Annotated in this window: 12 protein-coding genes; 5 read left to right on the plus strand and 7 right to left on the minus strand. The window is 72.6% G+C overall.

Annotated features, from left to right (window positions below; genetic code table 11):
- Nucleotides 1-128 precede the first annotated feature (128 nt).
- Both VF330_RS23420 and VF330_RS23425 read left to right on the plus strand, forming a co-directional pair.
- Complete coding sequence (locus VF330_RS23420; RefSeq protein WP_330853806.1) at nucleotides 129-1,019, plus strand: hypothetical protein; 891 nt, start codon at nucleotides 129-131, stop codon at nucleotides 1,017-1,019.
- A complete protein-coding gene (locus VF330_RS23425) occupies nucleotides 1,016-1,555 on the plus strand; it encodes a histidine phosphatase family protein (RefSeq protein ID WP_330853807.1) in 540 nt (179 codons plus the stop codon). The genes VF330_RS23420 and VF330_RS23425 overlap by 4 nt, the downstream gene beginning before the upstream one ends.
- Here the strand turns inward: VF330_RS23425 and VF330_RS23430 are convergent.
- Nucleotides 1,542-2,696 carry a metallophosphoesterase gene (locus VF330_RS23430; RefSeq protein ID WP_330853808.1) on the minus strand — a complete coding sequence of 385 codons (1,155 nt, stop codon included), beginning with the start codon at nucleotides 2,694-2,696 and terminating at the stop codon, nucleotides 1,542-1,544. The two genes, VF330_RS23425 and VF330_RS23430, sit on opposite strands and share 14 nt — an antisense overlap.
- A gap of 167 nt (nucleotides 2,697-2,863) precedes the next feature.
- On the opposite strand from VF330_RS23430, the gene VF330_RS23435 reads away from it, so the two are divergent.
- The 3 genes from VF330_RS23435 to VF330_RS23445 all read left to right on the plus strand — a co-directional run bounded on the left by VF330_RS23435 (nucleotide 2,864) and on the right by VF330_RS23445 (nucleotide 7,715).
- The gene (locus tag VF330_RS23435) at nucleotides 2,864-3,253 is read left to right on the plus strand and encodes a hypothetical protein (protein ID WP_330853809.1); all 390 of its coding nucleotides are present in this window, start codon (nucleotides 2,864-2,866) and stop codon (nucleotides 3,251-3,253) included.
- 74 nt (nucleotides 3,254-3,327) lie between these two features.
- A complete protein-coding gene (locus VF330_RS23440) occupies nucleotides 3,328-4,605 on the plus strand; it encodes a PIN-like domain-containing protein (protein ID WP_330853810.1) in 1,278 nt (425 codons plus the stop codon).
- Between the two features lie 119 nt (nucleotides 4,606-4,724).
- Nucleotides 4,725-7,715, plus strand: coding sequence for a DPP IV N-terminal domain-containing protein (locus VF330_RS23445; protein ID WP_330853811.1), 2,991 nt, complete (start codon nucleotides 4,725-4,727; stop codon nucleotides 7,713-7,715).
- A 10-nt stretch (nucleotides 7,716-7,725) separates the two neighbouring features.
- Here VF330_RS23445 and VF330_RS23450 read toward each other — a convergent pair whose 3' ends face one another.
- The 6 genes from VF330_RS23450 to VF330_RS23475 form a co-directional block, all read right to left on the minus strand.
- Nucleotides 7,726-8,607, minus strand: a complete 882-nt coding sequence (locus VF330_RS23450; protein WP_330853812.1) for a dioxygenase — start codon at nucleotides 8,605-8,607, stop codon at nucleotides 7,726-7,728.
- Nucleotides 8,604-9,641 (minus strand): maleylacetate reductase, encoded by a 1,038-nt coding sequence (locus VF330_RS23455; RefSeq protein WP_330853813.1) that lies wholly within the window; start codon nucleotides 9,639-9,641, stop codon nucleotides 8,604-8,606. Before VF330_RS23455 ends, VF330_RS23450 begins: the two co-directional genes overlap by 4 nt.
- The gene (locus VF330_RS23460; RefSeq protein ID WP_330853814.1) at nucleotides 9,638-11,440 is read right to left on the minus strand and encodes an FAD-dependent monooxygenase; all 1,803 of its coding nucleotides are present in this window, start codon (nucleotides 11,438-11,440) and stop codon (nucleotides 9,638-9,640) included. Before VF330_RS23460 ends, VF330_RS23455 begins: the two co-directional genes overlap by 4 nt.
- 71 nt (nucleotides 11,441-11,511) lie before the next feature.
- Nucleotides 11,512-12,405, minus strand: coding sequence for an AraC family transcriptional regulator (locus VF330_RS23465; RefSeq protein ID WP_330853815.1), 894 nt, complete (start codon nucleotides 12,403-12,405; stop codon nucleotides 11,512-11,514).
- A gap of 39 nt (nucleotides 12,406-12,444) precedes the next feature.
- Entirely contained in the window at nucleotides 12,445-12,885 is a 441-nt protein-coding gene (locus VF330_RS23470; protein ID WP_330853816.1) for an NUDIX hydrolase, read from the minus strand.
- A 17-nt stretch (nucleotides 12,886-12,902) separates the two neighbouring features.
- Entirely contained in the window at nucleotides 12,903-13,424 is a 522-nt protein-coding gene (locus tag VF330_RS23475; protein WP_330853817.1) for a helix-turn-helix domain-containing protein, read from the minus strand.
- Between the last annotated feature and the right edge of the window lie 70 nt (nucleotides 13,425-13,494).

A 13,494-nucleotide genomic window follows, 5' to 3' on the forward strand; every position in this document is an offset into this window, starting at 1 on the left:
CGTCGTCACGCGCCGTGGACGAAACGGCGTAGCCGGGTGCGCGGGGAGTGGTGGGTTGCGGTCAAATGACCCGTTCGTGAAAGAACCACGCGTTCGAGTGACCCTGCGCCCCTGGCACACTGCGCTCCGTGCCGACCGAGTTCTCCGACGATCGTCCGACCGAGCGCCTCTTCAAGCCCGACCCAGCCCTCATGGAGGCTGCCAGGGCTCGGGGTCGCGCGCGCTGGGCGGCGGCCGGCGAGGCGAAGGCGCAGGAGCGGAAGCCGCCGGACAACCCGCTCAAGCCGCGTGCCGCCGCGATCGCCGCCATGGTGGCGATGCTGGTCCTCGGCGGGATCGCGATCGCGACGTTCAACGGCGGCTCGGGCGCGGACGGCACCGACCTCGCGCAGCCCTCGCACAGCTACGTCCCCGGCCTGATCACGCCGCCGGAGGACCTGCCGGTGGACTCGGAGAGCCCGTACCCGACGTCCGGCCGGCCGACCTCGACCCAGGCCGCCATCCCGCCGCCCGCCGGCGACACCGGCAGGGCCCCGGCCGGTGTCAGGTCGTTCACCACCGGCCCCGGCTGCGGCGGCTACACCAACGTCGGCCTCTACCGCGACGGCAGGAAGGGCTGGGTCGACCACGGCGACGGCACGTGCGGCTCCTCGTTCGTGTCGATCCCGATGTCCGGCGACGCCCGCCGCGACGACGCCTCTGCCTACGCGCAGTGGACGTTCACCGTCTCCGGCTCCTGCGACCTGTCGGTGTTCATCCCGAACGGCGGCCTGGAGGAGGTCGGCGGTAACCCGACCGTGTACTCCGTGTTCGACCGCAACGGCGTCGGCGGCACCCCGATGGCGTCGTTCGCGATCAAGCAGGTCGACAAGCGCGGTCAGTGGGTCGGCGCGGGGAAGTTCAGGGCCAGCGGAAACCTGACCGTGCAGCTCCTCACCCGAGGTCAGGACTGGAACGGCTCCGGACCGACCTACGCCCATCACGCCGCGAGCGCGGTCAGGGCAGACTGCACGGCGTGACGAGAGATCTTCATCTGGTCCGGCACGGCGAGGCGGCGCAGGACGGGTCCCGGCTCACCGCGCGTGGTCGCGGGCAGGCAGAGGCACTCGCGGAACGGTTGCGGGACAAGGGGTTCGCGGCCGTGCACCACGGCCCGCTGCCGCAGACCGCCGAGACGGCGTCGATCATCGCCGCCGCGCTGGACGTGCCCTGCCGGGTCGAGGCCGCCGCCGGCGACTACGTGCCCCACTTCGTTCCCGGCCAGGACGGCTCCTTCGACCGGTTCCCCGAGTCCGAACGCACCCGCGGCCCCGCGCTCGCGCACGAGGCCGAGACGCGGTTCGCGCGTCCCGGCGACGGCCCGGTGCTGGTGGTGACCCACTCGTTCCTGATCGCCTGGCTGGTCAGGGACGCGCTGGACGCCCCGCCGGAGCGGTGGCCGGCGCTGGACCACGACCACGCGGCACTGACGGTGATCCGCTACACGACCGGCGAGCCACCGCGCCTGGTCAGGTTCAACGACAGCGGGCACCTGGTGCGGCTCAGCTCGCCCTGAGCGTCAGCAGCGTGATCTCGCTCGGCGCGAACACGCGCATCGGCGGGCCCCAGAAGCCCGAACCGCGGCTCGTGTAGAGCTGCGTGCGGTCGCCGTGGCGGCTCAGGCCCGCCACGACCGGCTGCTGCAGCCGCACGAGGTAGTGGAACGGCCAGATCTGCCCGCCGTGCGTGTGGCCGGAGAGCTGCAGGTCCACGCCCGCCTCGACGGCCTTCCCGATCTCCGACGGCTGGTGGGCGAGCAGCACGACGGGTGCCTGCGCGTCGGCGCCGTCGAGCGCCCGCTTCAGGTCGGCCGCGTGACCGGGCTCGCCGGAGTGGTCGGCCGTGATGTCGTCGATGCCCGCGAACACCAGGCGGGCGCCGCCGCGTTCGAGCGTCTCGTGCTCGTTGTGCAGCGCCTTCCAGCCGAGCCGGGTCATGAGGTCGATCCAGCCCTGGGCGTTGGAGTAGTACTCGTGGTTGCCGGTGATGTAGAAGCGGTGCGGGGTGGTCACGTCGCCGAGCGGCGTCGCCTGCTCCAGCCGCTGCTGGGCGGTGCCGTCCGCGATGTCCCCGACGTGCACGGCGACGTCGGCGCCGAGCCCGTTGACGGCGTCGACCATGCCGCGCGACCACTTGGCGCGGTTGATGGCGCCGTAGTGCGTGTCGGTGATGACGGCGACCGTCAGGCCGTCGAACGCCGGGTCGAGGCGCGGGAGGGTGACGTCCTGGCGCTTGATCCGCGGCACCCGCATGGCCTCGTACACGCCGTAGGCGGTGATGGCGACGATCAGCACGGCCAGCAGCACGGCGGTGAACCGCGCGCGGAACGGGTTCTCCACGCCGCCGAGCGCCAGGCCGAGCCGCACGAGGTCGGTGATCAGCGTCCAGACGAACGCGATCCACACGAACCCGAGCAGGAACTGCGAGATCCGCGCCGCCCGGTCGCTGGTGCGCCGCGTGAACAGCACGATCATCGCGACGGCGGCCGCGGCGAACACGACCGCCGCGACCGGCCGCACCGGGTCCGGCCACTCCGCGCCGGCCGCGAACAGGCCCTCGAACGGCACCCAGAACAGCAGCGTCGTCACGGTGAGGAGGACGAGCGTGAACACCACCCGCCGTACCGTGATGCGGGGCCGGGTAGCGGTGGTCGTCATCGGTGCATCCTCCTGCGGGGTTCGGCTCAACCCATCTCAACGCATCCGGCTCGCCATTTGTTCGCAGGACGTCCATCACAGGGCGGAAACGCAACCGGGACCTCCGCCGCGAGTCCTCATAGCGAGTACTTCGAGACTCCCGAACCCCACGACCTAGAGTGAGCGACATGATCTTCTACACCGACGAGGAGAGCCGCACGCTGCGCACCGCCGTGTACGGCGCCATGCTGCTGGTCTCCCACGCGGACCCCGGCCCCGTGCTGGAGGAGCGGTTCGCCGGCCTGCGCGCCCTCACCCACCTGTCGCACGACCTGCGCGGCGTGCTCGGCGGCGCGCGTCCGTCCGTGCCGAGCGGGAGCGACGAGGAGATCGAGCCGGTCATCCTCGAGGCGCTGCGGTCGTCGATGAAGACGCTGTCCGCGAAGTCGCCGGAGGACGCCGCCGACTTCCCGCGCGCCGTGCTGGCGATCTGCCGCGAGGTGGCGGAGGCGGACGGCGTGGTGGTCGACTCGGAGAACGCGATGGTGGCCCGCATCGAAGGTGCTCTCGCGCTCTGACCCGTCCCGTGGGCCGTTCGAATGAACGGCCCGCGCTCGGCTAACGCAGGGCGACCGGGTGCGATCAGACGGTCATGAATGGCCTGTACGACGGGGAGTTCGCCGGCTACAAGATCGCGTCACCGGAGGAGCTGGACTCGGCGCTGCGCGAGGCGGTCGTCGCCGTCGACGCGAACGTGCTGCTCGACCTCTACCGGTTCGCGTCCCAGACGTCGAACGACCTGATCAAGACCCTGCAGGGCCTGGGAGACCGGCTGGTCGTCCCGCACCAGGCCCTGCGGGAGTTCTGGCGGCACCGCCAGCGCTCGCAGGGCAGCCCGCGCGGCGCGACGAAGTCCGCCAGCGACGCGCTCGGCAAGGCCGCGCGGTCCATGAACGACACCCTGCGGAACTGGGCGAAGGCCGTGGGCGTCAACGCCGGCGAGGTCGCCGGGCTCACCGCACAGGTCGACGACTTCGTCGGCTCTCTGCAGGACGAGCTCGAGCAGGCGCTCGCGGAGGCCGACGCGGAGCGCGTGGGCGACCCGATCCTCGAACAGCTGGAGGAGCTGCTCGCCGGCAGGGTCACCCCGCGGCTGCCCGACGAGGAGCACGCGGAGTGCGTCGCCGAGGCGAACCGCCGCATCGACGCCGAGGTGCCGCCCGGCTACAAGGACGCCGACAAGCAGGACGACGACTCCGCCGACGGCGGCGCCGGCGACTACCTCGTCTGGTACCAGGCCACCCGGTACGCGGCGGGCCAGGACCGGGACCTCCTCATCGTGACCCGCGACGAGAAGGAGGACTGGTGGTGGCGCCAGGGCGCGGACTTCATCGGGCCCCGCCCGGAGCTCGCCCTCGAGTACGGCGCCCTGACCGGGCGGCGGCTGTTCCTCATGCGCCCCACGGACCTGCTCGCCCGCGCGTTCGTGCTGGAGGTGGTCGTGGACCGGGAGTCCTCCGCGGACGCGAGCCGCGTCGCCGACGACGAGGCCGCCGAGGAGCCCGCGACCGCCGAGTGGACTCTCGACGCGGTGGCCGCGCTGCTGGAGCAGCTCGACGACCAGGCGCCGGTGCAGGCCGCCGCACTCCGCCTCGCCACACCGGACAAGCGCGGCCGGGTCAGCCGTGAAGAGGTGTACGTGCTCGGCGACTACTCCGACGAGCGGATGCTGCGCGGGTTCACCCGGCCCTACCACCGGCTCACCGCCGTCCTGCAGGCACGCGGGGTGGTTCCGCCCGGCGTCCCGCAGATCTTCGTCGCCCGCTACCCGGACGGGGTCAGGACCTCGTACTTCAGCGTGCCGGACGAGGTCCCGCCGCTGCTGGAAGCGCTGGCCCAGCGGGCTGCCGGTCTGCCGAGACAGGACTGACGTCCTCACACTGCGTGACCGCGTCGTCTCAGCGGGTGGGCGCTGGGCCGAACGGTGGATGTGCGGCGGTGTCCCGGTGGCAGGGTGGGTCCTCCAGGGGATCAACGCTTGGGGGAGCCGTGGAACTGTCTCGTCGCGAACTGCTGACCCGCACCGGCCAGGCCGCCGCCGTCGCCACCGCCGCCTCCACGCTCACGATCGGCACCGCGCGGGCGGAGCCGGGCGAGGGCGTGAAGCTGACGCAGGGCACCAACATCTCGGTGTCGCGGTCGCCGGACGGCCGGTGGCTCGCCATCGACCTCGTCACCGCGATCTGGGTGCTGCCGGCGGCGGGCGGCCGGGCCCGCAAGCTGACCGACGAGCTGCAGGACGCGACGCTGCCGTCGTTCGGGCCCGGCGGCCGGATCGCGTTCCAGTCCTACCGGGACGGCAACTACCACCTGTACGTCATCGGGCTCGACGGGCGCGGGCTCACGCAGCTCACCAGCGGCAGGTACGACCACCGCGAGCCCGCCTTCTCGCCCGACGGCACGAAGATCGCGTTCGTCAGCGACCGGGCCGGGAGCTACGGCGTGCACGTGCTCGACGTCGCCACCCACCAGATCACCCAGCTCACCGGCGCGCCGGACGACGCCGCCGCGCCCCAGTGGTCGCGCGACGGCAAGCGGATCATCTACGTCACGGGCACGGCCACCGTGGACGTCGTGTCGTTGGACGGCACCAAGGAGCGGCTGGTCACGGCGCCCGCGGGCGCTCAGCTGTTCGGGGCCGCGTTCGGGCCGGGCGAGCAGCCCAGCTACACGGTGGTCCGGCCGGGGCAGGCCGAGCTGGTGCTCGGGACGACGGCGGTGGTGACCGGGCAGGACGTGTTCGGGTTCGCACCCGTCTGGGACGGCGACACCGTGCTGTACACGGCCGACGGCAAGATCCGCAGCCGGGTCGGCGGGTCCACGAAGGACATCCCGTTCGAGGCCACCGTTCCGGTCAGGAAGGTCGAGCGGCACCGCACGAAGAACCTCACCGGCGGACCCGTCAAGGGGATCGCGAGCCCCGTCGTGTCGAGCGACGGCACGATCGCGTTCCGGGCGCTCAACGCGATCCACCTGCTCGAGAACGGCAAGCTCACCAAGCTGACCGACGGCCGCTACTTCGACAGCGATCCCGACTTCTCGCCCGACGGCACGAAGCTGCTCTACGCCAGCGACCGGACGGGCGTCGCGCAGTTGTGGTTGCGGGACCTCGAGACCGGTGAGGAGAAGCTGTACGCGCCGGCCCCCGGCGCGCAGACCACGCCGCGGTTCTCGCCGGACGGCACGAAGGTCGCCTACGTCGACCAGGACGGCCAGGTCTGGGTCGTGGACTCCGCCGGACGCCGGCAGGTCACGCCGACGCTGTTCCAGCCCGGCAGGCCGACCTGGTCGAAGGACGGGAACACGGTCGCGCTCGCCGCGGTGAAGCCGTTCTCGCGCCGGTTCCGCGAGGGCACGAGCCAGATCCTGTCGGTCGACCTCGTCAGCGGCGAGCTCCGGTACACCGAACCCATGCCGTTCCGCTCCATCGCGACGCGCGGCGACGACGGGCCGGTGTGGTCGCCGGACGGCAAGAGCATCGCGTTCGTCGTCGAGAGCGTCGCGTGGGTGGTCGCCGTCGACGCCAAGGGGAACTTCCAGGGACAGCCGCGGCAGGTGACCCGCGAGGTCACCGACTCGCTGGCGTGGCACGGCAACGACCTGGTGTACCTCAACAACGGCCGCCTGCGGAAGTCCACATTGGACGGCAAGACGACCACGATCCGCGTGAACCTCAACTGGCGCAAGCCCAAGGCTCCCGACCAGAAGGTCGTGCGCGTCGGCGCCTACTGGGACGGCGAGGCGGACGGCCTCGAACAGAACGTCGACATCGTCGTGCGGGACGGCAAGGTCGAGGACGTGCGGCCGCACCGGGGACGTGCGGACGTCGACCTGTCGGGCGCCACCGCCATCCCCGGCCTGATCGACGCCCACAACCACTGGCACCTGCGCGGCCGCCAGTGGGGCGCGCGGCAGGGCAACGTCTGGCTGGCCTACGGCATCACGACGGTCCGTTCGCCCGGCGACCCGGTCTACCAGATGGTCGAGACCCGCGAGGCGCTCGCCGCCGGAACCCTGACTGGGCCGCGGTTCTACGCCACCGGCGAGGCCGTCGACGGGTCGCGCGTCTACTACAACTTCATGCGCCCGACGCTCAGCAAGGCCCAGCTCGACCTGGAGCTGCGCCGCGCCCACGAGCTCGGCTACGACATGATCAAGACCTACGTGCGGCTGCCCGTCGAGCTCCAGCGCGCCGCCGTGCGGCGGTCGAAGGTGCCGCTGTCGTCGCACTACCTCTACCCGGCCGCCAACCTCGGCATGGACGGCATGGAGCACGTCGGCGCCACCAACCGCCTCGGCTACTCCCACACCGTCACGCGGACGGGCAAGGCCTACCAGGACGTGGTGTCGCTGTTCACCGCGTCGGGCATGTCGATGACGCCGACCCTGTTCCACAACCGCGCGCTGTTCGCCGAGGACACGTCGCTGGTCACCGACGAACGCACCCGCGTGCTCTTCCCGCCGTGGGAGTACGAGCGCTACCTCGCCGACGCGAACAGCGGCGGCGCCACGTCGTCGATCGCGATCCTGAAGAACTGGGTCGAGTTCGCCCTGGCCGTGCACCGCGGCGGCGGACTGGTCATCTGCGGCACGGACGCGCCGCTCGACGCCCCGGCCACCGCCACGCACATGAACCTGCGCGCGATGGTGAAGTTCGGCTTCACGCCACGGGAAGCGCTCATCACCGCGACCCGCAACCCGGCGCGCTGGCTCGGCCTGCCGCTCGGCGCGATCAAGCCGGGCGCGCCGGCGGACATCGCGTTCGTCACCGGGGACCCGTTGCGGGACATCAAGGCGGCGGCGGCCGTCCAGCAGGTCATGGTGGGCGGGCGGCTGCACACCACGGCCGACCTGCTGGCGCCGTACCGCGACCGGCAGGTCACCACCGCGTCCGCCGCGCTGGACCCGTCGCCGTCAGCGGAGAACCGGCACTGGTGGCACGAACCGGAGTGGGCGGAGCACGTCTGCTGCGACCACTGACCCGGTTCGACTAGCGGGCGGGTGCCAGGACGATGTCGAAGCGGGAGCGCGCCCACGGCTTGTCGCCGAGCGCCCTCCCGTCCGGCGCCGGTGTGCCCGCCGGCTGGTCGGCGAACCGCTTGACGAGCGACTCCTTCACGCCGAACACGGAGTCGCCGACCTCCAGCTGCGGGTCGCCCTCGACGAAGATGTGCGTGACGAGCGTGCGGTAGTTCGCCGCGGTCACCATGAAGTGCAGGTGGGCGGCACGCACGGGGGAGCGGCCGACGGCGTCCAGGAGCGCGCCGACCGGGCCGTCGTGCGGGATCGGGTACGGCGTCGGAGTGACGCACCAGAAGGAGAAGCCGCCATCGGGCCGGGAGAACAGGTGGCCGCGGCCCGCCACGCGTTCATCGGTGTACTGGACGTCGTAGAAGCCGTCCTCGTCGGCCTCCCACACCTCGATCCGCGCGCCCGGGACGGGGTTGCCGTCGGTGTCGCGGACCGTTCCCTCGACCCAGCACGGGGTTCCCGCGGCGTCCCCCGCGATGTCACCGCCGTCGTCGACCAGCGGCGACTCCTCGACGAAGAACGGCCCGAACACCGTCGCCTCCGTGGCGTCGCCGTGGGCCTCGTTGTTCACGGCGATGGTCTGCATCGAGGCGCCCAGCACGTCGGACAGCAGGATGAACTCCTGCCGCCGGTCGTCGGTGGTGTGGCCGACCGCGGTGAGGAACTCGATCGCCTTCGTCCACTCCTGCTCGGTCAGGCGCGTCTCGCGGATGAACGCGTGCAGGTGCCGCGTCAGCGCCTCCATCAGCTCCTTGAGCCGCGGGTCCGGAGTGCGGGCGAACGACGCGATCACCTCGGCCGTCAGGCCCTCCTCGACCTGCCGCTGTGCGTCGGTGGTCATGCTCGGCTCCACTCGGTCGGGTTCAGGCCCGCCTGCGCGGCGGAGAGCAGCTCGGCGAGGTCGTCCTCGCTGACCGGCCGCGGGTTCGACGGCGGAACGGACGGCAGGACGAGACGGGCGGCCTCGCGGACGTCCGGCACGCCTCGCAGCACGTGGGACGCGCCGATCTCGTCGTAGAGGGACGCCAGGTCACCGCCGAGGACGCCGGCGATCCTCTCCGCCGCCTCGGGAGCCGCGGAACCGTTGAACGCCAGCACGTACGGCAGGACCGCCGTGTGGGTCAGGGCGTGCGGGAGGTTGTACGCGCCGCCCAGCACGTGGCAGATCTTGTGGTGCAGCCCCGAACCGGCGGAGGCGAACGCCACCGCGGCCAGGTAGGCGCCGTAGAGGGTCTGCTCGCGGCCGTCGAGGTCGCCCGGGTCCTTGCTGATCGACCGCAGGCCGGCGGCCAGCGCCCGTGCGCCCTCGACGGCGAGGGCCTGGTTGATCGGGTCGGCGCGCGGGGCCCACAGCGAGTCGACGCAGTGCGCCAGCGCGTTGCAGCCCGAGGCGATCGACAGGTCCAGCGGCATCGAGGACGTCAGGGCCGCGTCGTAGACGACGGTGACGGGCAGGACCCGGTCGTCGACGCCGGTGGTCTTGCGCGCGGCCTCGGTCAGGCCCCACACGTTCGTCGCCTCCGACCCCGCGTACGTCGTGGGCACGGCGACGATCGGCAGGCCGGTGGTCAGCGCGACCGCCTTGGCCAGCCCGGTCGTCGACCCGCCGCCGACGCACACCAGCAGGTCGGCGCCGGACTCGGCGGCGACCGCGCGGGCCCGTTCGGCGTTCTCGACGGGGACGTGCGGGGCCACGTCCGTGCAACGCGCCGCCACGTCGATCCGCGCGGCCACCTCGGCGGCGGTCCTCCCGCCGATCAGCAGCACCCGCCGGGCGCCCAGGCGCTCGACCTCCGCGGCGAGGTGGCCGGCGGCCGCGCCGGTGCCGAACCGCACCCGCTGGCCGAGCGTGACGTGGTCGAACTGCCGGCTCACGCGCTTTCCTCCCGGCTCAGGACGGTGGTCAGGACGGACATCAGGTCGGCCTCCGGATCGGCGGGAAGACGAGGTGCGCGCCAGGCGACGTGCTTGTCGGGCCGCACCAGCACGGCACCATCCTCGTCCACACCGGACAGCCGCGACCAGTCGAAGTACAGGTCGGTCACCGCCTGCCCCGGCCCGATGACGACGGTCCGCAGCGGCACGCCGAGCCGGTCGGCGACCTTGCGCGCCGCGTCCGCCCACGCCTCGCCCGTGACGCCCGTCAGCAGCGTGAACTGCCCGTACGGCACCAGGTCGAGCGTGGAGAGCTTGCTCCTGCTGTCGCCGACCCACGCGTGCGGCAGCCGGGCGCCGGGCCAGGTCGATGGCTCGTAGAACAGCTCGGGGTCGCGGGCCGGCGCGGGACGGGTCGTGCCGTCCGGGACCACGGCGCTCGACTCGTACGACTGGCCCATCTCCACGCCGTGCGCGTTGAACTCGTAGTTCTTCAGTTCCATGGCCTCGCGGACGGCGGCGCGCTTGGCGGCACCGGCGGGGCTCGCGTCCTTGCGCTCCTCGATGAGCGCCTCCATCCGCTCCGCCGACTGCGTCGCGTCGAGCCCGAGCGCCTCGAACAGGGCGCCGAACTCGCGGGCGGACTTGTTGGCGCGCAACACGATCTGCCGTGCGACGGGAGCGCGTTCGTCGGTGTAGGTGTCGAGCAGCGCGGGACCGGCCTGTCCGTTCAGGACCGACGCGAGCTTCCACGCCAGGTTGTACGCGTCCTGGATCGACGTGTTCGAGCCCAGGCCGTTGCTCGGCGGGTGCTTGTGCACGGCGTCGCCCGCGCAGAACACCCGGCCCCGCTGCAACCGCGTCGCGTACTGCTCGTTGTTGCCCCACAACGAGATCCCGGTGATCTCCGCGTCCAGGCCGGGATCGCCGACGAGGTTGCGCACGATCCGCAACGCGTCGTCCTCGCTGACCTCGGGCACGCCCTGCGAGAGGTCGAAGCCCCACACGACCAGCCATTCGTTCCACGGCCGCACCATGCGCACGAGCCCGGCGCCGATGCCGCCGACGTTCGCGCCGGGCTGGATCACCCAGTACAGCACCGACGGCCGGTGCCGGCACAGCTCCGCGAGGTCGGCCTTGAAGGTGATGTTCATGGACCCGGCGACGTCCATCCGACCCTCGTAGGGCAGGCCGGCGTCGGCGGCCACGGCGGACCGCGCGCCGTCCGCGCCGATCAGGTACTTCGCGCGGATCGAGTACTCGGCGCCGGTGAGCCGGTCGAGCGCCCGGACGGTGACGCCGCCGGCGTCCTGCTCGTGGCTCAGGTACTCGGTGCTGAACCGGGTCTGCGTGCCGCGGGCCGCCGCGTTGCGGACGAGGACCGGCTCCAGGTAGGTCTGCGGGATGTCGCAGTTGAGCGACGGCGAGGCGAGCTCGTGGTCGGCGTGCCGCGCGGGGTGGGTGCCCCAGGTGAGGATGCGGCCGATCTCCTCGCCGGTGATGGACGTGCAGAACACCGTGTCGCCGATCAGGTGGTGCGGGGTGGCGTCCGCGAGCACCTGGTCCTCCACGCCGACGTCGCGGAAGATCTCCATCGTGCGCTGGTTGGTGATGTGCGCGCGGGGCGTGTTCGCCGTCCACCGGTACTTGGTGATCATGATGTTCGGCACGCCCAGCGTGGACAGGAACAGCGCCGCGGAGGCCCCGGCCGGACCCGACCCGACGACGAGCACGTCGGTCTCGACCACGGCGTGCGCCGGCGGGGACGTCTCGGCGAGACCGTCGTGGAAAGTCACCATGCCGGACACGCTGGCAGTCCGCGGGGCTCGAGAAGGGCCGCGCGCCCGCATGTGGCGGAAACAGGCAAAACTCAGGAGCGGAGCGTCGCCCTGTCCTGGCGGGGCGTGACGCCGAACCGCGCCCGGTAGGTGCGGGAGAAGTGCGCCTGGGAGACGAACCCGGTGCGCGCGGCCACGTCGGCCAGCGGGACCGGTTCGACCAGCAGGCGCCGGGCCGCGTCGAGGCGGGCGTTCAGGATGGCCTGCGGCACGCTCTCGCCGGAGCGCGCGAACAGGCGGGAGAGGTGGCGTTCCGAGTACCCGATCGCGGCCGCGACGCGGTGCGCGCACAGCTCCTGTTCGTGCAGGTGAGCGGTAATGAACGCGTGCGCGGCGGCCAGGGCGGCCTCCGGGGTGCGGGTGCCGAGGAGCGCGTCGAGCAGGTCGGTCGCGGTCCGCTCCAGCCCGTCCCAGTCGGCCGGGCCGCGCAACGCCCCCGACAGCGCCGCCACCAGCGCCCGCGCGTGCGCGTCGTCGTGGAAGCTGACCACCCGGGGCCGCACGGGTCCACGCCGCGGCACCTTCAGCACCAGTTCGGTGAGTCCGTCGGAGAACTCGCGCCGGAACGGCCGGTCGCCGTCCAGCACGAGCGCTTGGCCGGGCCCGACCCGTTCCTGGCCGCCCCGGTGCTCGAGGCGGCTCTCACCGGTGAGCATGAAGTAGACGACCACCCCGTCGGCGGGGCACTGCGCGATCTGCCGGACGTCCCGTTCGACGGCGTGCGGGGACCCGGTCACGTGGGCGACCTGCAGGCCGGGCAGGGACAGGTTCACCTCGGTCCCGTCGAACGCACGGCCTTCCTGCGGCGTGACCCGCAGTCCCACCAGGGCGCGGGCGTTGTGCTCCTCCCACCCGGCCAGCCTGCGCGCGCCGGGCAGGTCGTGCGTCCGGAACCTGGTCAGGCCGGGCGGGTGCACGAGTGCCATCCGTCCACGGTAACCCGCTGTGGGCGGAACGGGGGAGTGCTAGCGCTCCCACCCGAGGGCCGCGAACCGCGTCCCCGCCCGGTACGCGGCGAGCCCGGCGGCCGGGTACGGGATCAGGTCCTCCGGCAACGCGTCCAGCCGGAACCACCCCAGCTCCGAGCACTTCGCCGGCTCCCGGTTGACCGGCTCGCCGCTCCACCGCCGCACCTCGAAGAACAGGCCCAGCCGCGGTTCCACGCCGGTTCCGTTGGCGTGCAACGTGTGCACGTGCCGCAGGTCGTCCGCCTCGACGACCACGCCGATCTCCTCGAACGCCTCGCGGGCGGCGGCGCGCACCACCGACTCGCCCGCGTCGAGCTTGCCGGAGGGCAGGTGCCAGAGGCCGTCGAAGCGCGGGTCGGGGTCGCGGCGGCGGGAGAGCAGCACCTCGTCGTCGCGGACGAGCAGGACGTGGACGTCGATGAGGTGGCGGTCGGCCATCAGCCCACCGTAGGTGATCACCCGCGGGGCGACAGCCCGTCGAGCACCACGTCGACCGCGCGGTCCACGACGGCCCGTTCGCCCCTGGCGCGGGCGAGCGCGTCGAACAGCACGTAGATCTCGTCCACGGTCGCGTCCGCCCGCACCTCGCCCGCCTGCTGGGCGCGGGTCAGCAGCTCCCGCACGGCCTCGCGCACCCCGGCGGCCGCGGCGGCCACCTCGCCGGTGTGCTCCTCCAGCAACCCCAGCAGCGCCACCTTCGCCGGAGCGCCGGACACCATCTCGCGGAAGGTCTCCCGGAACGCGAGCCCGGCGTCGTCACCGCGCGACCGCGCCGTCTCCGCGAGCAGGGTCAGGTGGCGCACGACCGCGGCCTCGACCAGCGCCCGCTTGGTGGGGAAGTGCCGGAACACGGTGCCGATGCCGACGCCGGCCCTGCGCGCGACCTCCTCGGTCGACCCCGCGTCACCGGACTCGGCGAAGACCTCCTCGGCCGCGGCCAGCACCCGGTCCCGGTTCGCCCGCGCGTCGCTCCGCATGCCGCCATCTTCGCCGTTGCCAACCGGAGTATCGACTCCGTATTATCCGGAGTGATGACTCCGGAAATGA

The organism is Lentzea sp. (assembly GCF_036380075.1).
Lineage (GTDB): Bacteria > Actinomycetota > Actinomycetes > Mycobacteriales > Pseudonocardiaceae > Lentzea.

Coding starts and splice junctions, on each gene's coding strand:
- VF330_RS23440 (WP_330853810.1), top strand. CDS start 3,328: ATGAATGGCCTGTACGACGGGGAGTTCGCCGGCTACAAGATCGCGTCA.
- VF330_RS23450 (WP_330853812.1), bottom strand. CDS start 8,607: ATGACCACCGACGCACAGCGGCAGGTCGAGGAGGGCCTGACGGCCGAG.
- VF330_RS23435 (WP_330853809.1), top strand. CDS start 2,864: ATGATCTTCTACACCGACGAGGAGAGCCGCACGCTGCGCACCGCCGTG.
- VF330_RS23470 (WP_330853816.1), bottom strand. CDS start 12,885: ATGGCCGACCGCCACCTCATCGACGTCCACGTCCTGCTCGTCCGCGAC.
- VF330_RS23465 (WP_330853815.1), bottom strand. CDS start 12,405: ATGGCACTCGTGCACCCGCCCGGCCTGACCAGGTTCCGGACGCACGAC.
- VF330_RS23430 (WP_330853808.1), bottom strand. CDS start 2,696: ATGACGACCACCGCTACCCGGCCCCGCATCACGGTACGGCGGGTGGTG.
- VF330_RS23475 (WP_330853817.1), bottom strand. CDS start 13,424: ATGCGGAGCGACGCGCGGGCGAACCGGGACCGGGTGCTGGCCGCGGCC.
- VF330_RS23460 (WP_330853814.1), bottom strand. CDS start 11,440: ATGGTGACTTTCCACGACGGTCTCGCCGAGACGTCCCCGCCGGCGCAC.